Annotated in this window: 20 protein-coding genes; 10 read left to right on the top strand and 10 right to left on the bottom strand. The window is 70.6% G+C overall.

Going from position 1 to position 26597, the window contains the following annotated elements; all coding sequences use genetic code 11:
- Window positions 1-55 precede the first annotated feature (55 nt).
- Both NV348_RS08510 and NV348_RS08505 read left to right on the top strand, forming a co-directional pair.
- Window positions 56-775 (top strand): SDR family NAD(P)-dependent oxidoreductase, encoded by a 720-nt coding sequence (locus tag NV348_RS08510; protein ID WP_447146532.1) that lies wholly within the window; start codon window positions 56-58, stop codon window positions 773-775.
- A complete protein-coding gene (locus NV348_RS08505) occupies window positions 772-1248 on the top strand; it encodes a hypothetical protein (RefSeq protein WP_447146531.1) in 477 nt (158 codons plus the stop codon). The genes NV348_RS08510 and NV348_RS08505 overlap by 4 nt, the downstream gene beginning before the upstream one ends.
- 6 nt (window positions 1249-1254) lie before the next feature.
- On the opposite strand, the gene NV348_RS08500 is transcribed toward NV348_RS08505, so the two are convergent.
- A complete protein-coding gene (locus tag NV348_RS08500; RefSeq protein ID WP_447146530.1) occupies window positions 1255-2415 on the bottom strand; it encodes a hypothetical protein in 1161 nt (386 codons plus the stop codon).
- A gap of 199 nt (window positions 2416-2614) precedes the next feature.
- Here NV348_RS08500 and NV348_RS08495 point away from each other — a divergent pair, with 199 nt between their 5' ends.
- Entirely contained in the window at window positions 2615-3055 is a 441-nt protein-coding gene (locus NV348_RS08495; RefSeq protein WP_447146529.1) for a DUF4189 domain-containing protein, read from the top strand.
- Window positions 3056-3190: 135 nt separating this feature from the next.
- Window positions 3191-3643, top strand: coding sequence for a hypothetical protein (locus tag NV348_RS08490; RefSeq protein ID WP_447146528.1), 453 nt, complete (start codon window positions 3191-3193; stop codon window positions 3641-3643).
- Between the two features lie 115 nt (window positions 3644-3758).
- On the opposite strand, the gene NV348_RS08485 is transcribed toward NV348_RS08490, so the two are convergent.
- The 6 genes from NV348_RS08485 to NV348_RS08460 form a co-directional block, all read right to left on the bottom strand.
- Window positions 3759-4184: a type II toxin-antitoxin system VapC family toxin gene (locus tag NV348_RS08485; RefSeq protein WP_447146527.1), complete on the bottom strand. Its 426-nt coding sequence runs from the start codon at window positions 4182-4184 to the stop codon at window positions 3759-3761.
- A gap of 151 nt (window positions 4185-4335) precedes the next feature.
- Window positions 4336-8088 carry a multifunctional oxoglutarate decarboxylase/oxoglutarate dehydrogenase thiamine pyrophosphate-binding subunit/dihydrolipoyllysine-residue succinyltransferase subunit gene (locus tag NV348_RS08480; protein WP_447146526.1) on the bottom strand — a complete coding sequence of 1251 codons (3753 nt, stop codon included), beginning with the start codon at window positions 8086-8088 and terminating at the stop codon, window positions 4336-4338.
- A gap of 129 nt (window positions 8089-8217) precedes the next feature.
- A complete protein-coding gene (locus NV348_RS08475; RefSeq protein WP_447146525.1) occupies window positions 8218-11817 on the bottom strand; it encodes an ABC transporter ATP-binding protein in 3600 nt (1199 codons plus the stop codon).
- A 5-nt stretch (window positions 11818-11822) separates the two neighbouring features.
- Window positions 11823-12605 carry an ABC transporter permease gene (locus NV348_RS08470; protein ID WP_447146524.1) on the bottom strand — a complete coding sequence of 261 codons (783 nt, stop codon included), beginning with the start codon at window positions 12603-12605 and terminating at the stop codon, window positions 11823-11825.
- Window positions 12602-13573, bottom strand: a complete 972-nt coding sequence (locus NV348_RS08465; RefSeq protein ID WP_447146523.1) for an ATP-binding cassette domain-containing protein — start codon at window positions 13571-13573, stop codon at window positions 12602-12604. Before NV348_RS08465 ends, NV348_RS08470 begins: the two co-directional genes overlap by 4 nt.
- Complete coding sequence (locus tag NV348_RS08460; protein WP_447146522.1) at window positions 13570-14289, bottom strand: hypothetical protein; 720 nt, start codon at window positions 14287-14289, stop codon at window positions 13570-13572. The genes NV348_RS08465 and NV348_RS08460 overlap by 4 nt, the downstream gene beginning before the upstream one ends.
- A 159-nt stretch (window positions 14290-14448) precedes the next feature.
- On the opposite strand from NV348_RS08460, the gene NV348_RS08455 reads away from it, so the two are divergent.
- Together NV348_RS08455 and NV348_RS08450 are read left to right on the top strand one after the other, a co-directional pair.
- Window positions 14449-15243 carry an enoyl-CoA hydratase/isomerase family protein gene (locus NV348_RS08455; protein ID WP_447146521.1) on the top strand — a complete coding sequence of 265 codons (795 nt, stop codon included), beginning with the start codon at window positions 14449-14451 and terminating at the stop codon, window positions 15241-15243.
- 82 nt (window positions 15244-15325) lie between these two features.
- On the top strand, window positions 15326-16585 hold the full coding sequence (locus NV348_RS08450) for a class I adenylate-forming enzyme family protein (protein WP_447146520.1): 1260 nt from the start codon (window positions 15326-15328) through the stop codon (window positions 16583-16585).
- Between the two features lie 23 nt (window positions 16586-16608).
- Here NV348_RS08450 and NV348_RS08445 read toward each other — a convergent pair whose 3' ends face one another.
- The gene (locus NV348_RS08445; RefSeq protein WP_447146519.1) at window positions 16609-17352 is read right to left on the bottom strand and encodes a tyrosine-protein phosphatase; all 744 of its coding nucleotides are present in this window, start codon (window positions 17350-17352) and stop codon (window positions 16609-16611) included.
- Window positions 17353-17749: 397 nt separating this feature from the next.
- Here NV348_RS08445 and NV348_RS08440 point away from each other — a divergent pair, with 397 nt between their 5' ends.
- Together NV348_RS08440 and NV348_RS08435 are read left to right on the top strand one after the other, a co-directional pair.
- Window positions 17750-18229 (top strand): TetR family transcriptional regulator, encoded by a 480-nt coding sequence (locus NV348_RS08440; RefSeq protein ID WP_447146518.1) that lies wholly within the window; start codon window positions 17750-17752, stop codon window positions 18227-18229.
- Window positions 18230-18276: 47 nt separating this feature from the next.
- Window positions 18277-19455, top strand: coding sequence for an alanine racemase (locus NV348_RS08435; protein WP_447146517.1), 1179 nt, complete (start codon window positions 18277-18279; stop codon window positions 19453-19455).
- Here the strand turns inward: NV348_RS08435 and NV348_RS08430 are convergent.
- Both NV348_RS08430 and NV348_RS08425 read right to left on the bottom strand, forming a co-directional pair.
- Complete coding sequence (locus tag NV348_RS08430) at window positions 19440-20075, bottom strand: phosphoribosyltransferase (protein WP_447146516.1); 636 nt, start codon at window positions 20073-20075, stop codon at window positions 19440-19442. The genes NV348_RS08435 and NV348_RS08430 overlap by 16 nt on opposite strands.
- 10 nt (window positions 20076-20085) lie before the next feature.
- Complete coding sequence (locus NV348_RS08425) at window positions 20086-20955, bottom strand: carbon-nitrogen hydrolase family protein (protein ID WP_447146515.1); 870 nt, start codon at window positions 20953-20955, stop codon at window positions 20086-20088.
- A gap of 62 nt (window positions 20956-21017) precedes the next feature.
- On the opposite strand from NV348_RS08425, the gene NV348_RS08420 reads away from it, so the two are divergent.
- Window positions 21018-22826 carry a DEAD/DEAH box helicase gene (locus NV348_RS08420; protein ID WP_447146514.1) on the top strand — a complete coding sequence of 603 codons (1809 nt, stop codon included), beginning with the start codon at window positions 21018-21020 and terminating at the stop codon, window positions 22824-22826.
- 144 nt (window positions 22827-22970) lie between these two features.
- On the top strand, window positions 22971-26585 hold the full coding sequence (locus NV348_RS08415) for a bifunctional RecB family nuclease/DEAD/DEAH box helicase (RefSeq protein ID WP_447146513.1): 3615 nt from the start codon (window positions 22971-22973) through the stop codon (window positions 26583-26585).
- Window positions 26586-26597: the final 12 nt, after the last annotated feature.

Genomic DNA, 26597 nt, shown 5'->3' with positions numbered 1-26597 from the left:
TCCTATGCCCGGCCGGCCCTGGAGAGCGCGCTGCGACGGCGCGAATCTGGAGCCCATGACGACAACGATCGCCCTGGTCACCGGGGCCAACAAGGGACTGGGCCGGGAAACGGTCCGCAGGCTGGCCGACGGCTCGGGCTGGCAGGTATTTCTCGCCGCTCGCGACACCGTGCGGGGCGAGGCGGCAGCGGCCGAACTGACCGCGGCCGGGCTCGACGTCCGGTTCGTCGCGCTGGATGTGACCGCCGACGACTCCGTCGCCGCGGCCGCGGACGCGGTGCGGGCCGCCGCGGGCCGCCTCGACGTGCTGATCAACAACGCGGCGATCGGCGGCCCGCGCACCGCGCCGGGCGAGACGAAGCCCGAGGACCTGCGCGAGGTGTTCGAGACCAATGTCTTCGGCCCGATCCGGGTGACCAACGCGTTCCTGCCGCTGCTGCGCCGGTCCGCCCATCCGCGGATCGTGATGGTCTCCAGCGGCATCGGCTCGATCGCCACCATCACCGACCCGAAATGGGCGGGGCTGCTGCCACCCGCCCTCGGCTATCCGAGTACCAAAGCGGCGCTGAACATGCTCACCGTCATGTACGCGAGCGAACTCGCCGACATGAAGGTCAACGCGGTCGATCCCGGATACACCGCGACGGACCTCAACGGGCACAGTGGTTTCCAGACCGTCACCGAGGGCACCGATGCCATCGTGGCCATGGCGACCCTCGACCGGGACGGCCCGAGCGGCGGTTTCTTCGACCGGACGGGCACCACGTCGTGGTGAGAGCGGGCGCCCTGCTCGCGGCGCTGGTCGCGAGCGTGGGGGTCATCGTGTACCTGAAGACAACGGAGGACGCAGTGGCAGAACGGAATTCACGCACCGGCACGGTGCTGTCGATCGGCCTGCACCCGAGCGCGGTCGACTACTCCCGCTATCCGCGGCTGGACGAAGCCACCCTGACCGCCCGCATCGCGGCGGGCGAGAACGCGTTGCGGGAGGCCGGTTTCGACATCGTCAGCTGTCAGTTGCCCGCCGATCCCGACGCCGCCGAGGCGAAGCTGCGCGAGTGCGCGGCGGGTGGCGAATTCCGGGTGGCGATGATCGGCGCCGGGGTGCGGATGGCGCCCGAACACACCCTGCTGTTCGAGCGCCTGATCAATGTCGCGTCCGAGCTGGCGCCGGGAATCCGGTTCTGCTTCAACACGTCTCCGGAAACGACGATCGACGCGCTGCGGCGCTGGGTGCAGCCGAGCTGAGCCAGTCTACTTGTGGCCCCCGCCGTGGTCGTGGCCGCCGCAGGTGTCGGTCCGGCGGCCGTCCGTGGCGCTCGCCTGACCCGCACCGTGGCCTTCGAGCGCGGCGAACGGACCGCACTGGTGCGGGGCGATCCACACGTGCACCATCGGGTTGCCCGAGCCGGGGTTGATCGAGTTGGGCGGGCAGTTGCCCGCCGCGTCGGTGACACCGGCGACGACGGGGCCGTTGTCGCCGGCCTTCCAGCACAGGTTGTCGTGCACGTGCCACTGCATCAGCGAACCGCCGAAATCGGTCAGCGCCGGGTCGTCGATCTTCTTGCCGTTGGCGATGTACATGGCCGAGACCAGGGTGCGGTTCTGGCCGTCGACCCGGTAGACCAGCGATTCCGGGTGGCCGGCGTCGAGGAAGTTGCCGTCGCGGATGTAGGCGGTGTTGATGTAGTGCTCGTAGCCGGTCGCGGAGTCACCGATCGAGCGGTAGCCCAGCGCGCCGACGGTCGCGACGTCGGCGAAGGCGGGCAGGCCGTCGAGGGTGCTGCGGATCAGGTTGGTGGCGCGCTGCTGCTGGTCGGCGGTCACGCCGGGCACGCCGGACAGGTCGATCGGCTGGGTGGGGTCGAACGGGCGCGGCCAGGCGGTGCCGGTGTCGTGGTCGCCGTGCTCCTCGCCCGCGGCGTGCGGGTGCTCGCCGCCCGTGTCGCCATGACTGTGCACGTGTCCGACGCCGTTGAGCATCGCCACCAGCGCGAGCACGCCCACGGCGCTCGCCGCGATCCCGGATCGCAGTGGCGGCAACGTCGCGGTCGGCCGGAGCAGGCCGACGGCACCGGCGAGCACGGCCAGCGCGCCCAGTGCGGCGCACACGGTGTCGGCCACCTGCGGCGCCTCTGCGGTCAACCCGGTGATCCACGGAATATCGGCGAACCGGGTGAACGCCCACACCGCCGCCGCGAACCCGTTCACCGCCAGCATCGCCGCCACGACCGGCTTGCGCGCACTCAGCAGCACCGCCACGCCGGTCGCGCACTGGATCGCGGCGAGCACCACCATCAGCCGCGCCAAGGTGGCGTGCTCGGTGTGCAGCCCCGCGGCCAGGAAGTGCACCGCACCCGCCCCCACCGACGCGATCCCGCCGAGTAGCAGGTACCCGTTTCGTCCGCTCGCCATCCCAGCTCCTGTCCCTGTCCTTCGCGGCGGACACTACCCGGCCCCCGTGATGCCGCAGTGGCGTACCGATGAGAGAACTCTGTGGGCTGTGTCCGGCTATTCCCAGGGCGGGACTCTCCCGATTGGCCATCGGCGGTGGTTCCGTGCTTAGCTGCACGGTTCCGAACTCCGGAACCGCTTCCACGAGGGGATCTTTCGAATGAGTTTCATGGGTAAGGCCGGCGTTGCCGTAGCGGCGTTGGGTCTTGCGGCCGGGTCGGTGCTCGGCGCGGGTTCGGCCAACGCGGCGGGCGACCTGTTCGGTGCGATCGGGTTCAGCGAGCAGATGTGGGAGAGCTGGAGCTCGTCGAACTGGGACAGTGCGGAGGGCGCCCGCGCCGCGGTGATCGACGGGTGTGTCGCCGCGGGCGGGGAGGACTGCGGTGTCATGACCACCTGGGCCAACGGGTGCGGCGCGCTGGTCTGGAACCAGGAGGGCTGGGTCGCCGCCGCCTCGGGGCCCAACCGCAGCGAGGCCATTCGCAAGGCCATCGACCGGCTGTCCGACGGTGTCCCGATCGCTCGACTGGCCAACTTCGGGTCGGCGGACTTCAGCGGCACCAAGGTCATCGACGTGGTCTGCACGCGTAACGCGGGCTGATCACCGGCCGGCCCCACCCGGCGGCGTTGTCGAATCGAGACCATTACGGTGGGTAACGAACGATGGGCGTGTCGCGAAATCCGTTGCATGAGTCTGAAAAGCACACAAGGTCAACGGGTTTCGGTTCGGGTCGGGGTGGCCGCCGCAGCGGCCGTTGCCGCGCTCGTCGGGTTCAGTGGTCCGGCGGCGGCCCTGCCGTCGGATCAGGTCGTCCAGTTCAACCCGACCCTCGCCAGGATCCCGGGGAACGGCTGCGCGGCCATCATCAATGCCGAGACGGTCCCGCAGCCGCAGGCCGGGCAGCTCGGTGTCCGCGTGAAAATCGTCCAGACCGGGCAGAACTGCGAGGTGTATCGCGTCTCGGTGCGGTGGAAGAACCTCGATACCGGCGTCGCCAACGCCCAGTCCCACAAGGTCGACAGCAACGGCGTCATCGAACACGCTCCTGATGGCGTGATCACCGGCATGGGCATGAGCCCCGGTGTCGGCCGCGTCGAAGCGACCATCGTGGCGACCACCGACACCTATCCCAATCACCATGATCTGGAACAGCTCTCGGGCCAGGCCTGGATCACTCTCAACAGCTAGCCGAAAACGCCGACAGGGGCGGATCCGTACGGATCCGCCCCTGTCGGCGGTGCCGACCTGGTGCGCGGACGCGCCAACGGGCTCGGGCAAGGATTGCGGCCATCGGCAGGTTTCGTCAGGGGATCACGCGCAGGTGGCGGAATTCGGGGATCGCGCGGCTGATGGTGACGAAGTCGGTGTCGTTGTGGACGACGGTCGCGTCGTGGCGCAGCGCGACTGCGGCGATCTGGACGTCGGTGGTTTGGGCGCCGTGGCCCGCCCCGATCTTCCACAAGCCTGTCCTGATCCGTCGCACATTCGCCTCGACGAGGTCGTCGGCGGGCAGAAAGTGGAAGACCGACCCGTAGAGCTCGGTGAGGAAGCCGAGATCGGCTGCGTTGCGGGCGCTGAACCGTGCTTCGTCCATGGTCACTGTCGACGAACACAAGGCACCGATGACCGCGAGCTCGTCGACGGCCTGTTCGATGCCGGCATTCGTTCGGTAGTGCGACATGACCGACTGATCGAGAAGGTATCGCGGGCGAACGGTCGTCGCGCTCACCGCATCGTGCCTCCATATTTCGGTTCCCGCATATTCATAATATCAATGATTCGTAATATTCGAGGTTGCGGATCGGTACGGAGACACACAACGGCCGACGCCGGGTGGATCGTTGCGATCCACCCGGCGTCGGCCGTTGTGCGCGAAGAACTTACGCGGTCGGCTCGAAGGCCTCGGCGATGATCTCGGCCTGTTCCACGGCGTGCACCTTCGACGAACCCGAGGACGGGGCCGACATGGCGCGACGCGAGATGCGGCGCAGCTTGCCCAGGCGCTCGGGGAGCACCTCGGGGAGGTTGAGGCCGAAGAACGGCCACGCGCCCTGGTTGGCGGGCTCCTCCTGGACCCAGGCGATGTCGGTCGCGTTGGGGTACTTGGCCAGTGCCTCGTTGAGGCGGTACGTCGGGATCGGGTACAGCTGCTCGACCCGGACGATGGCCACGTCCTCGCGCTTCTGCTTGGCCTTCTCCGCGGCCAGCTCGTAGTAGAGCTTGCCCGAGGTCAGCAGGATGCGCTTGACCTTGGCGGTGTCGCCGATGCCCTGCTCGTAGGTGGGCTCGTCGAACACCGAGCGGAACTTCGACTCGGTGAAGTCCTTGATGTCGGACACCACGGCCTTGTTGCGCAGCATCGACTTCGGGGTGAAGACGATCAGCGGACGACGGATGCCGTCGAGCGCGTGGCGGCGCAGCAGGTGGAAGTAGTTCGCCGGGGTGGACGGCACCGCGACGGTCATCGAGCCCTCGGCGCACAGCTGCAGGAAGCGCTCGATCCGGCCCGAGGTGTGGTCGGGTCCCTGGCCCTCGTGGCCGTGCGGCAGCAGCAGCACCACGTCGGAGAGCTGGCCCCACTTGGCCTCACCGGAGGAGATGAACTCGTCGATGATCGACTGCGCGCCGTTGACGAAGTCACCGAACTGGGCTTCCCACAGCACCAGGGCGTTCGGGTTGCCCAGCGAGTAGCCGTATTCGAAGCCGACCGCCGCGTACTCGCTCAGCGCCGAGTCGTGCACCGCGAACCAGCCCGGCTTCTCCGAGCCGATGTTGTGCAGCGGGGTGTACTCGTCGGCGGTGATCCGGTCGATGATGACTGAATGGCGCTGGGTGAACGTGCCGCGGCGCGAGTCCTGACCGGTCAGGCGCACGTCGTGGCCCTGGTCGATCAGCGTGCCAAAGGCCAGCAGCTCGGCGAAGGCCCAGTCGACCTTGCCCTCGTAGGCCATCTCGCGACGCTTCTCCAGCACCGGCTTGACGCGCGGGTGCACGTTGAAGCCGTCCGGCGGGGTGTTGAAGGCGTCACCGATGCGCTGCAGGACCGACTTGTCGACCGCGGTCTGCACGGTGGCAGGCACCTTCTGGTCGTCCTCGACGGACTCCGACGGCTCCGGAACGTACTTCTCCAGCTCGCGGACCTCGTTGAACACGCGCTCCAGCTGACCCTGGTAGTCGCGCAGCGCGTCCTCGGCCTCCTTCATGGAGATGTCGCCACGGCCGATCAGCGATTCGGTGTAGGCCTTGCGGACCGAACGCTTGGTGTCGATGACGTCGTACATCTCCGGCTGGGTCATCGAGGGGTCGTCGCCCTCGTTGTGCCCGCGGCGGCGGTAGCAGACGAGGTCGATGACGACGTCCTTGCGGAACTTCTGCCGGAAGTCGACCGCCAGGCGCGCGACCCAGTCGCAAGCCTCCGGGTCGTCACCGTTGACGTGGAAGATCGGCGCGCCGATGAACTTCGCGATGTCGGTGGAGTACTCGGTGGAGCGGCTGTTCTCCGGCGCGGTGGTGAAGCCGATCTGGTTGTTCACCACGATGTGGATGGTGCCGCCGACGCGGTAACCCCGCAGGCCACCCAGGTTCAGCGTCTCGGCGACCACGCCCTGACCGGCGAACGCGGCGTCACCGTGGAGCATCAGCGGCATGACCGAGAAGCCCTCGGGGCCGTCGCCCTTGTTCAGCAGGTCCTGCTTGGCGCGCACCAGACCCTCGAGGACCGGGTCGACCGCCTCCAGGTGCGAGGGGTTGGCGGTGAGCGAGACATCGATCTCGTTGTCGCCGAACATCTGCAGGTACTGGCCCCGCGCGCCGAGGTGGTACTTCACGTCGCCGGAGCCGTGGGTGGCCGCCGGGTTCATGTTGCCCTCGAACTCGGTGAAGATCTTCGAGTACGGCTTGCCGACGATGTTGGCCAGCACGTTGAGGCGGCCACGGTGCGGCATGCCGATGACGACCTCGTCGAGCGCGTGCTCGGCGCACTGGTCGATGGTGGCGTCCATCATCGGGATGACGGCCTCGGCGCCCTCGAGCGAGAAGCGCTTCTGCCCGACGTACTTGGTCTGCAGGAAGGTCTCGAACGCCTCGGCGGCGTTGAGCCGGTTCAGGATGTACTTCTGCTGGGCGACCGTCGGCTTGACGTGCTTCTGCTCGACCCGGTCCTGGATCCACTTGAGCTGCTCGACATCGAGGATGTGGGTGTACTCCACACCGACGTGGCGGCAGTAGGCGTCGCGCAGGATCGACAGCACGTCGCGCAGCTTCATCCGCTCCTGGCCGTGGAAGCCGGCGACGTTGAAGGTGCGGTCGAGATCCCACAGGGTCAGCCCGTGCTCGGTGACATCGAGATCGGGGTGGCTGCGGAACTTGTCCTTGACCAGGCGCAGCGGGTCGGTGTCGGCCATCAGGTGACCGCGGTTGCGGTAGGCCGCGATCATCTCGAGCACGCGGGCGCTCTTGTCGACGCCGCGCTCGCTCATGTCCTTGCGCCAGCGGACCGGCTCGTACGGCACGCCGAGGCCGTGGAAGATCTCGTCGTAGAACTCGTCGGAGATCAGCAGGTTGTGGATGGTGCGCAGGAAGTCGCCGGACTCGGCGCCCTGGATGATGCGGTGGTCGTAGGTCGAGGTCAGCGTCATCAGCTTGCCGACGCCGATATCGGCGATCCGCTCGTCGCTCATGCCCTGGAACTCGGCCGGGTACTCCATCGCGCCCGCACCGATGATCGCGCCCTGGCCCGGCATCAGGCGCGGCACGGAGTGCACGGTACCGATGGTGCCCGGGTTGGTCAGCGAGATGGTGACACCGGCGAAATCGTCGGTGGTGAGCTTGCCTTCGCGAGCGCGGCGGACGACGTCCTCGTAGGCGGTGTGGAACTGGCCGAAGCTCATGTCCTCGGTGCCCTTGATGGCGGCGACGGCCAGCGAGCGGTTGCCGTCCTTGCCGACGAGGTCGATCGCCAGGCCCAGGTTGGTGTGCGCCGGGGTGACCGAGTTCGGCTTGCCGTCGATCTCGGCGAAGTGCCGGTTCAGGTTCGGGAACGACTTGACCGCCTGCACGATCGCGTAGCCGAGCAGGTGGGTGAACGAGATCTTGCCGCCGCGGGTGCGGGCCAGGTGGTTGTTGATCACCAGGCGGTTGTCGATCATCAGCTTGGCCGGGATCGCGCGCACCGAGGTCGCGGTGGGGATCGTCAGCGAGGCCGACATGTTCTTCGCGATCGCCGCGGCCGGGCCGCGCAGCACCTTGGTCTCGTCGGCGACGGCGACAGCCTTGGGCGCGGCGGTGGCCGGTGCGTTCGACACCGGTGCAGGCGTGGTCTGCGGCGCGCGCACGGTCGCGGGAGCGGGCTTGGGGGCGGGTGCCGGAGCCGGCGGGGCAGGCGCCACGGCGGGCTTGGCGGCGGCGGGCGCGGGAGCGGCGGCCGGTGTGGGGGCCGCAGCGGCGGCGGGAGCCGGAGGCTGGCTGTTACCGGATTCGGCGCCGACCTCCGGGGTGTAATCCGCGAGGAACTCGTGCCAACTGGCGTCGACCGAGGAAGGGTCCTGTTTGAACTTCTGATACATCTCGTCGACTAGCCACTGGTTCTGTCCGAACTGGGAAGTTGAGCTGCTCACAGCTGGTGTTCGCCTCATTTCGTTCTTCGCGCTGCGACGTTTGTGACGTGCCCGGCAGGGGTATCAGCGGATGGCTGCCGATGCGCCCTCACCGAGCATATGCCCAGCGGCATACCCGTGTTGCGACTGACCCGATCTCCCCGGCTGCTACCGGTCACGCGCCGACAGTATTCCCTCGGCTTCGGCACCCGCCGCCCAGAGTCGCGCGTAACGTCCGCCCTGGGCCAGCAGTTCCTGCGGCGTGCCGAATTCCACCACCCGGCCCTGCTCGACCACGCCGACGAGGTCGGCCCGCGCCGCGGTGGCCAGCCGGTGCGCGACCACGACGGTGGTCCGGCCGCGGGCCAGCGATCGGCTCGCTACCAGGACCGATTGCTCGGTCTCCGGGTCCAGGGTGGAGGTGGCCTCGTCGAGCAGGAGCAGGTCGGGATCGACCAGTTCGGCCCGCGCGAGCGCGATCAGCTGACGCTGTCCGGCGGATAATCCACGCCCTCTTTCACCGACCGGTTGGTTCATTTTCTGCGGTAATCCGTCGATCATCTTCGCCGCGCCGACGGTGGCCGCCGCGGTGCCGATGTCCACTGCCGTGGCGAAAGGTTGCCCGAATGCAATGTTGCTGGCGACGTCACCGGTGAACAGGTGAGCTTCCTGGGGCACAATTCCCAACCGGCCGCGGTAGTCGGTGAGCACAAATTTACGTAAATCGACGCCGTCGACGCGGATCGAGCCCGCCGCCGGGTCGTCCGGGAGGTCGTAGAGACGGGCCAGCAGCTTCACGATCGTCGATTTGCCCGCGCCGGTCGCGCCGACGAGAGCGAGCGTCGAGCCCGCGGGGACGGTGAAGGAGACGCCGTCGAGGGCGGGGGTGTTGGCGCCGGGATAGCGGAAGCGTACGTCGTCGAAGACGATCTCGCCGTCGAGCCGGTCGACGGTCGCCGCGTCCGGCGGATCGGCCGCGATCGAGGACTCGGTGCGCAGCAGGTCGCCGATCCGGCGCAGGCCGACCCTGGCCTGCTGGTAGCCGTCGAACACCTGCGAAAGCTCCTGGATCGGGCCGAACAGCAGGCCCAGATACAGCACGAAGGCGACGAGCGTGCCGGTCGTGGTCCGGCCCTGCGCGACCGCGGTCGCGCCCAGGTACACCACCGCGGCCAGGGCGAGATCGGCCCAGGCCAGCCCGAACGAGAAGTAGGCGGCGATGGCGCGCTGGGCGCGGATGCGGGCGTCGCGGTAGCGGTGCGAGTACTCGGCGAAGCGGCGCGCGGCACTCGGCTCGTTGCGCGCGGCCTGCACCGCGCGCAGGCCCGCGATGTTCTCCTGGAAATCGGCGTTGACCACGGAGACCCGCTCGCGGGAGACGGTGTAGGCCGAGGAGGACACCCGGCGGAACGCCAGCGTCGCCAGCAGCATCGGCGGCACGGTGGCCAGCACGATCAGGGCCAAGCCCGCGTCGATGAAGACCAGGCCGATGGCCACGCCGACCAGGGTGATCAGCCCGACCAGGCCGGTGGCGACGCCGGTCTGCAGGAACGTCGAGAGCGCGTCGACGTCGGTGGTCATCCTGGTCATGATCCGGCCGGACAGTTCGCGCTCGTAGAAGTCGAGGCCGAGACGCTGCAAGTGCGCGTAGCTGCGCACCCGCAGCCCGAACAGCACGCGTTCGCCGGTGCGCGCGGTGAGCACGGTGACGGCCGCGCCGACGACCAGCCCGGCCAGCACCAGCCCGATCCCGACGACGCCCGCGATCGCGAGCGCGGTGCCGTCGCCCGCGGTGACACCGGTGTCGATGGCGTAGCGGACCAGCGGCGGGAAGGCGACCCCGATCAGCGCGTCGACGGTCAGCAGCAACATCACCGCGCAGACCAGACCGCGCACGGGGCGAAGCAGCGCGCGCAGGCCGAACCCGGGCTGCGGTGCGCGCAGGTCGCCGGGCAGGCCGGGTCGCTCGGTGGCCGGGGGCAGCGCGTCCACCGCGGCGCGTAGTTCGGGCGTCTCGCGCAGGTCGGTCGCCGCCGAGGCCATCGATCGTGGGCGGCCGCCGTCGGGGCGGTTCGTGGTGAACGAGGGTGCGGCGGGCACCGCGGAGCCGGTGGGCGCGGGCAGCCGGATGATCCGGTCGGCCTGGGCCAGGGTGGACTCGCGATGGGCCAGGATCAGCGTCGTCCGGCCACCGGGGTCGGGCAGCCTGCGGAAGATCTCCGCCTCGGTGACCGCGTCGACCGCGGAGGTGGCGTCGTCGAGGACGAGCACGCGCGGCCGGGTGAGCAGGGCCCTGGCCAGGGCGATGCGCTGGCGCTGCCCGCCGGACAGGGTGAGGCCGCGCTCGCCGATGACGGTGTCGTAGCCGTCGGGGAGCTCGGCGACGAACTCGTCAGCGGCGGCGGCCGTCGCCGCGGCCCTGATCTCGGCGTCGGTGGCCCCGGGGCGGCCCAGGGCGATATTGGCGGCGATGGTGTCGGAGAACAGGAACGGATCGTCGAAGACCACGCCGAGGGCGCCGCGTAGTTCGTCGGCGCGCAGGTCGGCCAGGTCGACCCGGGTGCCGTCGGTGCCGACCAGGCTGATCCGGCCCGCGTCGGGCGCGTAGAAGCGGGGCAGCAGCAGCGACAGGGTCGACTTGCCCGATCCGGCCGGACCGATGACGGCGACCGTCTCGCCCGGCCGCACGCTCAGATCGAGGTCCTGGAGCACCGGCTGACCGGCCTCGAATCCGAAACTCACCGCGTCGAATTCGATGCCGAGCGGGCCGGTCGGCAGGGTGATCGGCGTGTCGGGGTCGACCAGCACCGGCGCGGCGTCGATGACCTGGAAGACCCGGTCGACGGCGGCCTTGGTGAGCTGGCCCATGATCACCACCGAGGTGATCGTGCGCGCCGAGGACGTCATGGTGGCCAGGTAGGCGGTGAACGCCAGGAAGGTGCCGACGCCGATCGCGCCGTGCCGGGCCAGCACGCCACCGACGATGATCACCGCGACCAGCCCGGCTTGCGGCAGTGCCGAGACCACGGGCGCGAACCTGGCGTTGATCCTGGCGGCGCGGAGCCGCTCGGCGAACAGGCGGCGGCTGTGGTCCTCGAGCACGTCGACCATCCGGGCTTCCTGCCCGAACCCCTTCACCACCCGCACCCCGGTGACGGTCTGCTCGACGTGTTCGGCGAGGTCGGCGGCGCGCTGCTGGGCCGACCAGGTCGCCGCGTAGAGCCGCGGCCGCAGCCGCAACACGATCACCGCCATGGCGGGCGCGACCAGCAGCGCGGCCAGTGCCAGCGGCGGGCTCAGCCACACCATCACCACCGCCGAGAGCACGAACTGCAGCACCGCCAGGCCCGACCACGGGACCATCGCCAGCAGTCCCTGCACCAGTTGCAGATCGGTGATCGAGCGCGAGACGACCTGGCCGGTGCGGATCGCGTCCTGGCCCGCGCCGTCGAGCCGTTGCAGCGCGGCGAGCAGCGACACCCGCAGGCTGTGCTGCACCTCCAGCGACAGCTTGCCCGCCCACAGTCTGCGCGCGAAGGTGACGACGAACCGGCCGACCGCGAGCAGGGCGAGCAGGGCCGCGGCACTGCCGATGGCCTTCGTGTCGCCCGCGACCGCCGCGTCGACGGCGCGCTTGGTCGCCAGCGGCGCCGCGATCGAGACCACCGCACCGGCCAGTACGGCGGCGGTGATGCCCGCGAGCAGCCGGGGATGGCCCAGGCTCAGGCGCCAGAGTCTGCGGATCCAGCCCGGTTCGGTGGCTGCCACCGGGCCTACAGGTCGCGGGTGCGCAGGTCCCACCAGCCCGCGGCGCCGATCGCGGCGGTCCACAGCAACAGGACGACCAGGGCGGCCGGGGTCGGCGCGAAGACCTCGGTTTCGGCGAACGAGCCCGCGCTGACCCCGGCCACCGTGGCCGAGACCGGCAGCAGGGTGGCGAAGCCACCGGCGCCGAAGCCCTTGACCACCACCCAGATCAGCGGTTCCAGGATGAAGGCCCAGCCCAGCAGCAGCCAGACCGTGCCGCTGACCGTGCGCAGCAGCAGGCCGAGGCCCGCGCCGATCACCGCCCAGCACATGGCGACCAGCAGACCGGCCCCGAGTACCTCGAACAACTGCCAACCGAACGCGAACTTGCCCCGGCCCGCCACCAGCAACGCCAGCAGACTCGCCACTTCGGCGGCCAGCGCCACGGCGAAGGCGAACGCGGCGGTGGTGGCGAACTTCGCGGTGGCCAGGTGGTCGCGGTCGGGTGCGAACAGCGCGGTCAGCGCCATGGTCTGGCGCCGGTACTCACCACCGGTGGCGGCGATGCCGAGCAGGGCCGCCACCACGAACACCGCGCCCAGCCCGAGATACAGGCCGATGGTCGCGGCACCGGTGGCGGGCTGCCCCTTCGGATCGGCGGGCCCGGACATCAGCGCGGTGATCAGCGTGCCGACCAGCGCGAGGGCCACGGGCGCGCCGAGCAGCAGCCGGGTCGGGCGCACGGCGACGACCTTGCGCGCCTCGGATTCGATGCCGGGCAGGAGATCGGCGGGCAGCACTGCGGTCATCGTGGCATCCCATACGAGGTCGGCGCCGGGGCGAACGCGGCGGGATTCGCCTGCGGCGCGGGCACGGTGTGCCGGTGGCCGCGGGGCTTGGTCAGCGAGGCGAGGACCCGGTCGGGGTGGATCGGATCGGCGACGATGCTGCCGATCCGCACCTGCGCGGCCTCGGCGACGGCGCGGATGGTGGCCTCGCTCGCCTCGGCGACGGCCAGCCTGCCGTCGGGCCGCATCACCGCGTCGGTGTAGCCCCGCGCGGCCAGCGCGGTGGCCAGCGCGATCGACGGCGAGGCGGCCACGACCAGCCGGTCGGGATGGCCGCGGCGCAGCTTGGCCGGTGTGCCCTGCCAGACGACCGCGCCCTCGCTCAGCACGACGAGCTGATCGGCCGTCGCCACCACATCGGCCAGCTTGTCGGCGCTGACCAGCACGGTCCCGCCGCGGGCGATGTGGCCGCGCAGCAGCTCGTGCAGCCAGCCGCACTCCCTCGGGTCGGCGCCGGTGAACGGGTCGTCGAGGACCAGCAGCGGGGGATCGGCCAGCAGCGCGGTACCCAGCGCCAGGCGGGTCTGCTGACCCGGCTGCAACTGGGCGACAACGGTATCGGCGACCGTGGCGAGCCCGGTCTCGGCGAGCACCGCGTCGACGCGCCGCCGCGACGCCTTCGCGACCGGCGCGTAGCAGCGCAGATGGTCGTGGACCGTGCGGGCCGGATGCAGTCCGCGCGGGCTCAGCACCGCCCCGACCGCGCCCGGACCGCTGCCGGGCACGTCGATCTCGACGGTGCCCGTGGTCGGCTTCTGCAGTCCGAGCACCATCCGCAGCACCGTCGACTTGCCCGCCCCGGTGGGGCCGACGAGCGCGGTGACCGTACCGGTGGGCACCGCGAAGCCGACGTCGTGCACGGCGCTGACCAGCTCGAACTGCTTGCCGACACCGCGCAGTCGCACAGCGTCGCCGCGGCGCCCGCTCACTGCTTCTTCGCCGTGGCGGCGTCGATGGCAGGCAGCGGATCGGCGTCGATGACCGGGTGCAACGGGGACGGCCAGAACGCGGGCGCCAGCCCGAAAGCCTTGTGCGCGTTGTCGATCGTCATCTTGCCCAGCGCCCGGTTGCCCACGCCACCGATGGCGGCGCCGATGCCGGCGGGCAGGATCTTGCCCGCCATCAGCGCGGCGCGCTTGGTGATGAAGCGCTTGATGAACTGCTGCAGCAGCTTGTTGTTGATCGCGGAGAGGCCGGGGACCTTGGTGGCCAGCGTGCCCGCCCAGTTCTTGGACGACGTGCCGAGCCCCTTCTGCACGATGGCCATGCCCGCGTCGCCGAGGACGACCGCGAGCACCATCGCGCGCCGGGCTTCCTTGTCCTGGGGCTCGATGCCGTGCACATAGGCCTCGGCGAGGGTGAACAGGGCCGAGGCCTCCATGAAGAACGCGGTCTCCGCGCTGATCGCGCCGAGCGCGGCCAGCGTGCCGATCCCGGGGACGGCGGCGGTCGCGCCGACCGCGGCGCCGCTGCCGGTGACGGCGAGCAGGTACTGCTTCTCCAGCCGCTCCACGATCTGGGCGGGGTTCTCGGCCGGATGGCGTTCACGTAGGAATTCGACGTAGCGACGCACGGCGGGCGCCTGCAGTTTCGAACCGGTGTCGAGCACATCGACCACGGCCTTCTCGATCGCTTTGTTGAACACGGCGTCGTCCTCCTCATCGCCTGAGACGAAACGAACTGTAGGGCACCGCGGTCCCCGACAGCTCATCATGCCAACGAGCGCCGACACCCCGCTGGTTCCACGATGTGGGCGCGATCTCCACCCTGGTCCTCGCCCCGGAGCTGGTTCTAGTCTGACCGGATGAGCGCAACGCAGCCGACCCGTCTGATCCGCGACTTCACCGCAGCCGGTGCCGAGATCGCGACGATCACCATCGCCCACCCGCCGCTGAACCTGTTCGACCGCCGGCTCATCGACTCGCTGATCGCCGATATCGCGGCGGTGGGCAAACAGCCGCCGCGCGCGGTGCTGATCCGGGCCGAGGGCAAGGTCGTCTCGGGTGGCGTCGACGTGAACATCTTCGACGGGCTCACCGTCGAGGAGGGCGCCCGGCTGTGGAACGACCTGTTCGCCCAGATCATCCACCCGATCGAGGCCCTGCCGTGCCCGGTGGTCTTCGCCGCGCACGGACTCACCCTCACCGCGGCCTTCGAGATCGCCCTGGCCTGCGACTTCATCCTGGCCGCGCCGAAGGCCAAGTTCGGGCTGGTCGAGACCGTCGTCGGGCTGACGCCGTCGATGGGCGGCCCGCAGCGGCTGGCCGAACGCGCCGGTTCGGGCCGCGCTCGCGAGTTCGTGATGACCGGTGACCTCTACGACGCCGCCACGATGGCCGACTGGGGCGTGGTCAACGCGGTGCACGACGATGTCGAGACCGCCGCGCTGGAGCTCGTCGCCCGCCTGGCCGCTGGCCCGACCCGCGCGCACGCGGCCACCAAGCAGATCATCGAGGCGTGGCGTTCCGGCGGTGTGGCACACGCGGATTCGGTGACGCCGGATATCTCGGGCGAGCTGTTCGCGACCGCCGACCTGCGCGGCGCGGTGCGCAGTTTCCTCGAGATCGGTCCGGGTAAAGCGACCTATCGCGGCGAATGAGCGCGCCGAGTGCCTGACAGCTGTGTGATCCACGTCATATAGTCACAGGTGCGGTGCTGCATCGACGTACGTGGAGGTCCGGATGGGTCAGAGCGAGCACGAACCGGGCGCGACCATCATCGAGTTCCCTGCCAAGGGTGCGGCCGGGCGGCTGACCAGGGGATCGGACGGCATCCTGCGCTACGGCGACCTCAGCCCGGCCCTCACCGAACTGCTCGACCTGCGGGTGCACGCATTCACCGGCCGGGAGGCGGTCGTCGAGGTGGGCGGGCCGCGCCTGACCTACCGCGAGCTGTGGCACAGCGCCTCCAGGATCGCCGGTGGACTACAGGACCGGGGCATCGGCTACGGCGACCGTGTCGCGGTGCACATGCCGACGAGCGCCCGCTGGGTGCAGGCGTTCCTCGGCGCGCTGCTCTCCGGCGCCGTCCCGGTGCTGGTCCCCGATTCGCTGCCCGCCGCGGTGGCCGAACGGGTGATCACCGACAGCAGCGCTGACTTCGTGCTCGGCCCCGACGGCCCGCTGCCCGACAGCGCCGCCTACATCGATGACGGTGCGGCACTGGATGATCCGGCGCTGCTCTGCTACACCGGCACCGCCGCCCGGCGTCCGGTGCCGACCGGCGTCGAGCTGACCAATGAGAACCTGCTCTCGGCGGTGTCCTCGGTGATCGGCGCGCTCGATCTGCCCGCCGAGGGCCTGCGCAACCTGGTGCTGCTGCCGCTGGCGCATGCCAGCGGCTGTGTCGACCAGTTGCTGCCGACCTTCGCCGTCGGCGGCACCGTGGTGCTCGCGCCGGGTGCGCGCAGCCTCGCCGACGTGCTCGACACCGAACGGATCGACACCGTCTCGGGTACCCCGCGCATCTTCGCCGGCTTGCTTCCCGAACTCGCCGCGCGCAAGGCGGGGGCGGGTGTGCGGCGGATCAGCAAGGCCTGTCACCGGTCCGAACGCGCCGCCGCGGCCGCCCCGGCCACGCTGACGGCGGCCCTGCGCGACCTGTTCCCGGCGGCCAGGCAGTGGTCGGTCTGGGGCGCCACGGAGACCAGCGGCATCGGCCTGATGGTCGACGACACCGAACTCGCCGGATCCCAATCCACCCTCGGATTCGCTTTCGGCGGGACGGAATTGGCACTATCCGGTCCGCAGGCGAGCGCGGGCCGCGGCGAATTGCTGTGCCGCGGCCCGAATGTCAGCAGGCGCTACTGGAACGATCCGGATGCCTCGGTCGCCCGGTTCAGCGGAAGCTGGTTCCACACCGGCAATCTGGTGAGCATCGAGGACGACGGTCTGGTCCGCGCGGTGCTGCCGGTGCGGCAGCGCCGGGTCAGTGGCCTGTAGCTCAGCGTCGGCGGCCGGGTAGCTCAGCGCAGCCGGGTGTGCAGCGCCTCGCGCAGCGTGCCGGTCAGTCCGATGGCGCTCAGGTAGCTCTCGGTGTCGCCGTAGGTCTCGTGCACGGTGCGGTCGGCGGTGCGCAGGTATTCCTCGTGGACGCCGAGCAGGTCGACCGACAGAGCCTCGCCGCGGGAGATCTTCGGCTCGAGCAGCCGCCGCAGCGGTTCGACGGCGGCATTGCTGGCCAGGTAGTCGGTGTAGACGTCGTCCTCGGTGACGCCCACCGCACGCAGCAGCGTGGCCACCGCCCAGCCGGTGCGGTCCTTGCCCGCCGCGCAGTGCACCAGCGCCGCGCCGACGCCCTCGGCGACGGAGGTGGCCAGCCGGGTGATCGCGCTGTGCGCTTCCGGCATCACCGGGAACTGCCGGTAGACCTCGATCATGTGCGCGCGCGCCGAGACCGTCGTGGCCTCGTGCGGCGGCGCCTCGCCCATCCGCGAGTCGAATGGGGTGACGTGCAGCCGGACGCCCTCGGGGAGGAGATCGTGGCCGATGTGGTCGATCTCGACCAGGCCGCGCAGATCGTGCACGTCGGTGACGCGCAGTCCGCGCAGGGTGTCGTGCCCTTTCTCGTCGAGACCGCTCAACTGGGCCGAGCGCAGCAGCACGCCGGGCCGGATCGTCGAGCCGTCAGTGGTGCGCAGCCCGCCCACATCGCGGAAATTGAAGGTGCCACTGAGCGCGAACTGATCGGCAGGAGGGGAAAGAGTCACTCGTCCAGGTTATCGACGGTTCCGGCGCGGCCGCGCCGGAGTTCGCGGAACGGACACGCACTGTGTGGTGTCCGTTTCGCCGGGTGCCACTGTGCCGTCGCCCACAGGCGACGGGGACGACCTGCGACGACTGTAGACTCGGGCAGTGCGCGGATGATGGCGTAGGGGCGCCGGATGCGGCGAATGTGAACTATTCAAGCCGTATGGTCGGTTTTACAATAGGTCGCATTCGGATAACAAAACAATCTTTCAGTCTGAAAAGGGTGGCTGAATCAGTTCGTGAATCCAGAAAACCTTCTAAGATCGAGCTCGCTGGATAGATTGATCGGCACCTGGTCGGTCTCTCCACTCGCTCGCATCGCCGCGGGCAGCGAAATTTGTTGCCGAGGAGTTGTCGTTGAGCGCCAGTCGTGAACTAACCGAGACATCGCTCCGGCCCGCCGTCTGTGAGGCCGTGGAGCAAGCCGCCGCGAACTCGGACGCCACCGGCGTTCGGGGCCTGCGCGTGCTGCTGCATGCGGGCATGAGTGCCTACTGGCCGCTGGTGAAGGCCGAGCCCGACCGTCAGATCGCCGCCTACGACGCCGCGCTGCAGACCCTGCGGCAACGATGGTCGTCCACTGGCGAGTCCGTCGGTGATCCCACCGCGACCGCGCTGTTCCGGCAGATGGACGACGAGGCCATCTCCTTCCTCGGTCTGTGCGCCCGGCTCTCGGGTACCCAGTGGCTGGAGCCGCTCGACTCGGTCGCCACCTACATCGTCTCGGTGCTCTACGGCGCGGTGCTGCGCTGGCTCGCCGACGGTAACGACGAGACCACCCTGGTGGTCATCGACGACCTGGTCGGCTGCCTGACGCTCAAGGCCGTCGAAGTCTGATCCCCGCGATACTGGACGACTGACCAAATAGGTGGTTCAGTAGTCGAGTGACCCAGACGACATCGGTGCACCATCTGCACGCGTCGACCGCCGAGCTCGACCCGCCGCTGGCCGCGGTCGACCTCGCCGCACTCGACGCCAACGCCGCCGACCTGGTCCGCCGCGCGAACGGTGTCGCGGTCCGGGTCGCCAGCAAATCGGTGCGCTGCCGCGCCGTGCTCGAACGCGTGCTCGGCGACGGACTCACCGCCCAGGGCGGCTTCGCGGGCATCATGGCCTATTCGCTGCGCGAGGCCGGCTGGCTGGTCCGCCTCGGCGCCCGCGACGTCCTGCTCGGCTACCCGACCGCCGACCGGGCCGCGCTGGCCGAACTCGCCGCGTCCCCCGATCTGCTGGCCGCGATCACCCTGATGATCGACGACGTCGCCCAGCTCGAACTCACCCGCGCCGCGCTCGGCACCGACCTGGTCCATCCCCGGGTCTGCCTCGACGTCGACGCCGCCCTGCGGATCGGCCCGCTGCACCTGGGCACCCGCCGCTCGCCCGTGCGCAGCCCCGATCAGGCCGCCGAGCTGGCCGCCGAGGCGCGCAGGCGCGGGTTCGACGTGGTCGGCGTGATGACCTACGAGGCCCAGATCGCCGGCCTGCCCGACAGCAACCCCGCCGTGCGGGTGGTCAAGCGGTTGTCCGCCGCCGAGATCGGCCGCAGGCGCGCCAGGGTGCTCGACGCGGTGCGCATGGTCACCGGTCCGCTGGAGATCGTGAACAGCGGCGGCACCGGCTCGATCGAGGTCTCGATCAGCGATCCGGAGGTCACCGAGGTGACCGCGGGTTCCGGGCTGTACGTGCCGACCCTGTTCGACCACTACCGCTCGTTCACCCCGCGCCCCGCGCTGTTCTTCGCGACTCCGGTGCTGCGCAAGCCCACCCCGCGCATCGCCACCGTCTTCGCCGGCGGCTACATCGCCTCCGGCCCGGCGGGTCCGAGCCGGGTGCCGCTGCCGGTGTGGCCGGCGGGCCTGAAGCTGCTCGGCGCCGAGGGCGCGGGGGAGGTGCAGACCCCGCTGGCCGGTGGCGCCGAACTCGAGATCGGCGATCGGGTCTGGTTCCGGCACGCCAAGGCGGGCGAACTGTGCGAGCGCTTCGACCGGATCCATCTGGTCGACGAAGCGGGCGCGCGCACCACCGTGCCGACCTATCGCGGCGAAGGTCAGTGCTTCGGCTGATCGGTCAGTAACTCGCGCACCTCGTCGTCGGCGAGCTGGTGGAAATCGCGATAGGCCATCCCGACCCCGCCGAGATCGGCCGGGGTCCACAGGCAGATCAGCTCGTCGCACTCGCGGCGCACCCGCCGCGCGGCCTCGGGCGAGGACACCGGCATCGCGACCACGACCCGATCCGGATGCCCGGCCCTGGCCACCCGGCACGCGGCCACCACGGTCGCACCGGTCGCCATGCCGTCGTCGACGATCACCACCACCCGCCCGGCGAGCGGGACCGGGTCACCGGTGCGCAACTCGCGCTGCCTGCGCGCCAGCTCGATCCGCTCGGCCCGCTCGACCTCGTCGAACGCCTCCTGCGTCACCCCGCTGCGCTCGACGACATCGCGATTGACCACCAGCACGCCGCCCTCGCCGAGCGCGCCCATCGCCAGTTCCGGCTGCCAGGGCAGACCCAGCTTGCGGACCAGCAGGATGTCGAGCTCGCCGCCGATGACCGCGCACACCCCGGCCGCCACCGGGACACCGCCGCGGGGCAGCCCGAGCACCAGTGGGCGCGGGGCCCGCAGGTGCTCCAGGGCTTTGCCGAGGACGCGGCCCGCCGCTGCCCGATCGGGGTAGACCACGTCTTGAACGCTACTCCGCGGCGAGCTCCGGCGATACGCGCTCGGTGATGGCGAACCGGCGCAGCGACAGGCTCGGGTTGGCGGTGCGGACCCGGGCCAGATGCGCCGGATCGATCGAGGCGGTGAGCACGCCGGGCTCATCACCCAGCTCGGCCAGCACCACACCCGCCGGGTCGACGATCATCGACGCGCCCGCCCCGCGCGGCAGGCACTGATCGGCGGCCGCCACGTAGATGGTGTTCTCGATCGCGCGGGCCCGCAGCAACGTGGTCCACTGGTCGACCTTCGCCGGGCCGGGAATCCACTGCGCGGGCAGCAGCAGCACCTGCGCGCCCGCCGCCGCGACACGCCGACAACCCTCCGGGAAACGGAGATCGAAACAGGTCTGCATGCCGAATATCACACCGTCGACGGTGAAGGTGGCGGGCGCGACGAGCGGACCGGCCTCGACGACATCCGATTCCAGATGCCCGAACGCGTCGTAGAGATGGACTTTCCGGTACACCGCGACGCGCGCACCGTCGGGCCCGTGGACGACGAGCGTATTGCTGATCGTGGTCGCCGCCGGCGCCGTCCGCTCGACCACACCGGCGATCAGATACACCCCGAATTCGGCTGCGAGCGCGCTCAGTCCGGTGGTGAACGGGCCGTCGAGCGGCTCGGCGACCGCCACCACCCGCTCGTCCAGCCGGGTCACCGCAAACATCGAGTATTCGGGGGCGAGGACCACCTTCGCGCCCGCCTCGGCGGCCGTGCGGAGGTGCTCGCGCAGGGCCGCGAGATTGGCGGTCGGGTCGGTCTGGGGAGCGAATTGGACGACCGCGATCGGCACCGCGTCCGGTGCCGGTTCCTGATGCGCTGACCCGTTCTGCAGTTGCATAGGTCTCACCGTATTCACCCGGTGGCCGGGACAGCTACCGTCAGGCAGTAAACTGCTGGTCAATGAGTACCAATGAGGTCGACAGCGTTCCTGCCGACGACGACAGGCACGAAGAAGGCCCGACATTCGCCGATCTCGGGATCGATGACCGCGTCCTCGCGGCCATCGCCGACGTGGGCTACGAGTCGCCGTCCCCGATCCAGGCGGCGACGATTCCCCCGCTGCTGTCCGGCGCGGATGTGGTCGGCCTCGCCCAGACCGGCACCGGCAAGACCGCTGCCTTCGCGATCCCGATCCTGATGGGTCTGGACACCGCCCAGAAGAAGCCGAGCGCGCTGGTGCTGGCCCCTACCCGTGAGCTTGCCATTCAGGTCGCCGAGGCCTTCGGCAAGTACTCCGCGCACATTCCCGGTCTGCACGTGCTGCCGATCTACGGTGGGCAGAGCTACGGCGTGCAGCTGTCGGGTCTGCGCCGCGGCGCGCACGTGGTCGTCGGTACGCCCGGCCGCGTGATCGATCACCTGGAGAAGGGCACGCTGGATCTGACCCAGCTGCGCTACCTGGTGCTCGACGAGGCCGACGAGATGCTCAAGATGGGCTTCCAGGAGGACGTGGAGCGCATCCTGCGCGATACGCCCAACGACAAGCAGGTCGCGCTGTTCTCGGCGACCATGCCGGGCGCGATCCGCAAGATCTCCAAGCAGTACCTGAACGAGCCGGTCGAGATCACGGTCAAGTCCAAGACCCAGACCAACACCAACATCACCCAGCGCTACGTGCAGGTGTCGCATCAGCGCAAGCTCGATGCCCTCACCCGCGTTCTCGAGGTCGAGGACTTCGAGGCGATGATCATCTTCGTCCGCACCAAGCAGGCCACCGAGGAGCTGGCCGAGAAGCTGCGCTCGCGTGGTTTCTCCGCCGCGGCGATCAACGGTGACATCGCGCAGAACCAGCGTGAGCGCACCATCGGCCAGCTGAAGTCGGGCGCGCTCGACATCCTGGTCGCCACCGACGTGGCCGCCCGCGGTCTCGACGTGGACCGCATCTCGCACGTCGTGAACTACGACATCCCGCACGACACCGAGTCCTACGTGCACCGCATCGGCCGCACCGGCCGCGCGGGCCGCTCGGGTCAGGCGCTGCTGTTCGTGGCGCCGCGCGAGCGGCATCTGCTCAAGTCGATCGAGCGCGCCACCCGGCATCCGCTGATCGAGATGCAGCTGCCCAGCGTCGACGACGTCAACGCGACCCGCGTCTCCAAGTTCGGCGACATGATCACCGAGAACCTGTCCTCGGACAACGTGGCGCTGTTCCGCAAGCTGATCGAGGACTACGAGGCCGAGCACAACACGCCGCTGGTCGACATCGCGGCCGCGCTGGCCGTCGGCGGCTTCGACGGCGACAACTTCTTCATGGAGCCCGAGCCGGAGCCCGCGCCGCGTCGTGAGCGCGATCGGGACCGGGATCGGGATCGGGAGCGCGCCCCGCGCCGCTTCGACGACGAGGACCGCGCCCCCCGCGGCCCGTCGTTCTCCCGCGAGAGCGGCCAGGAGCTGGCGACCTACCGGATCAGCGTCGGCAAGCGGCACCGCGTGGTGCCGGGCGCGATCGTCGGCGCCATCGCCAACGAGGGTGGGCTGCGCCGCAGCGACTTCGGGCACATCAGCATCCGGCCCGATTACAGCCTCGTCGAGCTGCCCGCCGACCTGCCGCACGAGACGCTGGAAGCCTTGCGCCGCACCAGGATCAGCGGCGTGCTGATCCAGCTGCAGCCCGATCAGGGCCCGCCCGCGCAGCGGCTGGCCTCGCGGGGCCCGCGCCGCGATCGTGACGCGCGTCCGCGGACCGAACGGCGCAAGCCGCGGTTCTGACGCCGGGGGCGCTCGCCGGACCCGGCGAGGTCACACCCGTGGCAACTGCTCGACATGTCCGCGGGTAGCGCCCTGGTCGCCCGCGGCGCTGGTTAAGGTGTTTGCCGTCGGGTGTGCGTGAACACAGGAGGGCCGCGTTTGTTCGTGTCCGGTGATCGGGTGATCGGTGCCGTCGGCGATCTCGTGCGCGCGGCGGGCTGTGAGTTCGCGCTGCTTCGCGCCCTGGACGCGGCCATCGGCAACCTCCCCGGCGTGCCGGACGCCGCTGTCCCCGTCGTGCGCGCCGCCGAGGTGGCGCCGGAGTTGCTGCGGCACTTCGGCGACACCCTGATCCGCATCCCGTCGCCCGAGATCCCCGGCGCCACCCCCGCCGCCCGGATCGCCGCCCTCACCACCGCCGCCGACCACACCGCGGCGGCCCTGCGCGACGGCGCGCCCGCCATCCTCGGCGCGGTCTTCTTCGACGGCCGATTCGCCTGCGGCGCCGAGGTACTGATCCGCGATCCGGACACCGGGCACTACACGCAACACAGCGCCGTCGGGTCCGCATCGGTCGGCGTGCCCGCCGCGCTGCGCTCGGGCCCGGTGCCAGGGGTTGTCGGCGGGACCGGTGATCGAGGTGCCGCCCCGGCGCCGGGGACCGACGACCGTGGTGTGCCGACGGATGCGGGTGAGTTCGAGACCGTGGATTCCGGTGCACCCGAGGTTCTCGAGGCGCCGGTTTCCTTGCCCGCGGCGGACTTCCGGGCGTTGCGGCGTGAGTTGGCCGCCGGGCGTACGCCCTTCGAGCGGGCCACTGCCGCGGTCGGGGCGTCCGAAGCCGAGGGGGTGCGAGAGGCACTGCGGGCGCGGCTCGCGTTCGCGGCCTGCGCCGCCGCACTCGCCGAGGCGGGCGTGCGGGTCGACCCGTCGGCGTATCTGTGGACGGCGGCGGGTGTCCAGCGGACCCGGACCGAGGAGCTCGCGCGCGTGTATCCGGCCCGCCGGGCGCGGGTGGAGCGGATCGTCGAGGAGAAGCTGACCGAACTGCTGCCGGTCCAGTGGGGCGACCCCCGCTACCTCGCGTGCGGACGGTGCGCGACCTGCCGGGTCGCCGCGTCCACCGCCCGGGACCTGTTGCTGGTGGCGGGAATCCGCCCCACCCAGCGCGCCCGGCTCCGCGAGGCGGGCGTCCTGACGATCGACCGCCTCGCCACCACGACGACCCCGGTCACCGGCCTCGCCCCGCGCACCGTGACCGCCCTGCGCCGCCAGGCCGAGATCCAGCTGGAGCGCGAGCACACCGGCGAACCCGCCTTCGCCCTGCGCGACGCCGCCGCCCTCGGCGCCCTACCCGCCCCCAGCCAGGGCGATCTCGCGCTGATCGTCGACGTGGACCAGCACGGCGCCGTCACCACCGTCGAACTGTCCGATGCGATGTCCGTTGTCTACCGCGGCGCGGTGCCTGCCACCGACCTGTCCGAGGCGCGTCGCCGGCCCGGCGAGCGCGCCGACGTGACAGCCGCAGCGCACGACCTCACCGCCACCAACGCGACGCCCGCCGCGGCGGGCGTCGCGCTCGACGAGCTGCTCGACATCATCGGTGAGCACCGTGCGATCGACCCGGATGTGCGCGTGTACCACTACGGTTCGGCCGTGCGGACCGCGCTGCTCGACTGGGCGGGCCGCCACGGTACCGGGGCCGACCTGCTCGACGAGTTACTGGCCGACGGCGCGCTGTTCGATCTCGCGCCCATCGTGCGCACGGCGCTGCTGATCGGCGAACAGTCCTATGACATCGCGGGTCTGGCCGGGTTGTTCCCGGCCGTGGAGGGTCGGGCCACCACCGTGCTTGCCCTGCGGGACTGGCTGCTGGCACGTGCCGACGACGCGGGTATCGAGGTGCCGGGGACCAGGTTCGCCGTCGCGGAGGCCGACATGCCGCCGTCGTTGCGGCCCGGTTCGCTGGAGGCCGCGCTGACCGAGTTCGCCGCCGTGGCCGCGGGCGACGCCGCGCGCGCCGCGGCGCTGACCGCCGCGATTCTCGGCTATCACCGTCGGGAACGTCAGCCGCGCTGGTGGGCCCACATCGACCGGCTCGGCCACCCCGTCGGCGAATGGGCCGACGCGCCCGGCGTGCTCGTGGCGGAGTGGGGCACCGTCGACACCAAATGGCACCGCACACCGCAACTTCCGACGATGCGCCGCTACCTGACGCTCACCGGCAGGCTCGGCACCGGCGCGACCCTCACCCCGGGCACCCAGATGGTCACCATCTACGACGGCGCCGCCGCGGCGGGCATGACCCAGACCCTCGGCCGCCGCGCCACGGCGACGGCCACCGTGCTCGGTTGCGCGGTCGACCCCAACTTCGACGACACCGTCCGGCTCGAGGAGCTGCTGCCCGAAGGCTGCCCGCCCTACGACGACCTGCCCGCCGCGATCGCCCCCGGCCCGCCCGACGGCGAGGCCGAAATCGAAGCGGCACTGGAGCTCACCGCGCAGGACCTGCTCGTCACCCTGCCCGAGGTGCCCGAGAACGCCGTCTACGACCTGCTGCTGCGCCGCGCGCCCCGCCTGCGCGACGGGTTGGATCTGCCGCAGGTGCACGGCGATATCGCCGCCGCCCTGGCGAGCGCGGTGGGCGCGCTGGACGCCTCCTATCTGGCCGTGCACGGCCCGCCCGGCACCGGCAAGACCGGCATTACGGGCCGCGCGATCGAACGGCTCGTCACCCGGCACAAGTGGCGGATCGGCGTGGTCGCGCAGTCGCACGCGGTGATCGAGCGGATCTTCGACGCGGTCGTGGAGGCCGGGCTGCTGCCCGAGCTGGTGGCCAAGAAGGACGTCGCCTCGGTCGGTCCGGAGTGGTCGGCGATCGACGCCGCGCGGTATCCGCGGTTCCTCGACAACGCGGTCAACGGGTGCGTGATCGGTGGCTCCACGGCTGATTTCGTCGACGAGACGCTGATCGCGCCCGGCGCGCTGGACCTGCTGGTGATCGCCGACGCGGGCGCGAGCTCGCTGGCCGATACCGTCGCCGTCGCGGTGAGCGCGCGCAATCTGCTGCTGATCGGTGATCCGGTGCCCGCGCGGGCGCAAGCCGCGCACCCGGAACCGGTGCAGGTCTCGGCGCTGGACTGGCTGTGCGAGGGCGCGGCCACCCTGCCCGCCGAGCGCGGCTACTTCCTCGACCGCACCTGGCGAATGCATCCCGCGGTCTGCGAGCCGGTGTCGGCGAGCTGCTACGACGGCAGGCTGCGGGCCAGCGAGACCATCACCCTGGCCCGGGATCTGGCCGGGATCGCGCCGGGCGTGAGCACCGTGCTCGTCGAACATCGCGGCAGTGCCACCGAATCCGACGCCGAGGCGCGCGAGGTGGTGCGCCGCGTGCGTGCCCTGCTCGGCGAGACCTGGACCTCCGGCGGGCGCGCCCGCAAGCTGCACCCGCACGACGTGTTCGTCGTCGCGCCCTACGCGGCGCAGGTCGCGCGCATCCGAACCCTGTTGGCGCGTGCCAAGATCGAGGATGTGCTCGTCGGCACCCCGGACCGGTTCCGCGGTCGGGAAGCCGCCGTCGTCCTGCTCTCGATGACCACCTCCACGCCCGCCGACGCACCGTTCGGCATGCGAGCGCTGCTGTCGCGCACCGTGATCCACGCGACGCTGTGCCGCGCGATGTGGAAGGCGATCGTCATCCGCTCGCCACTGCTCACGGAATACCTCCCGGACACACCGGAGGAACTGGCCGCCCTCGCCGAATTCCTCCGCCTGGACTGAACCGCCGCACGG

Source organism: Nocardia fodinahabitans, from assembly GCF_052983615.1.
Note: the sequence above shows the minus strand (reverse complement) of the source record. Positions and strands in the feature narration are given on the sequence as shown.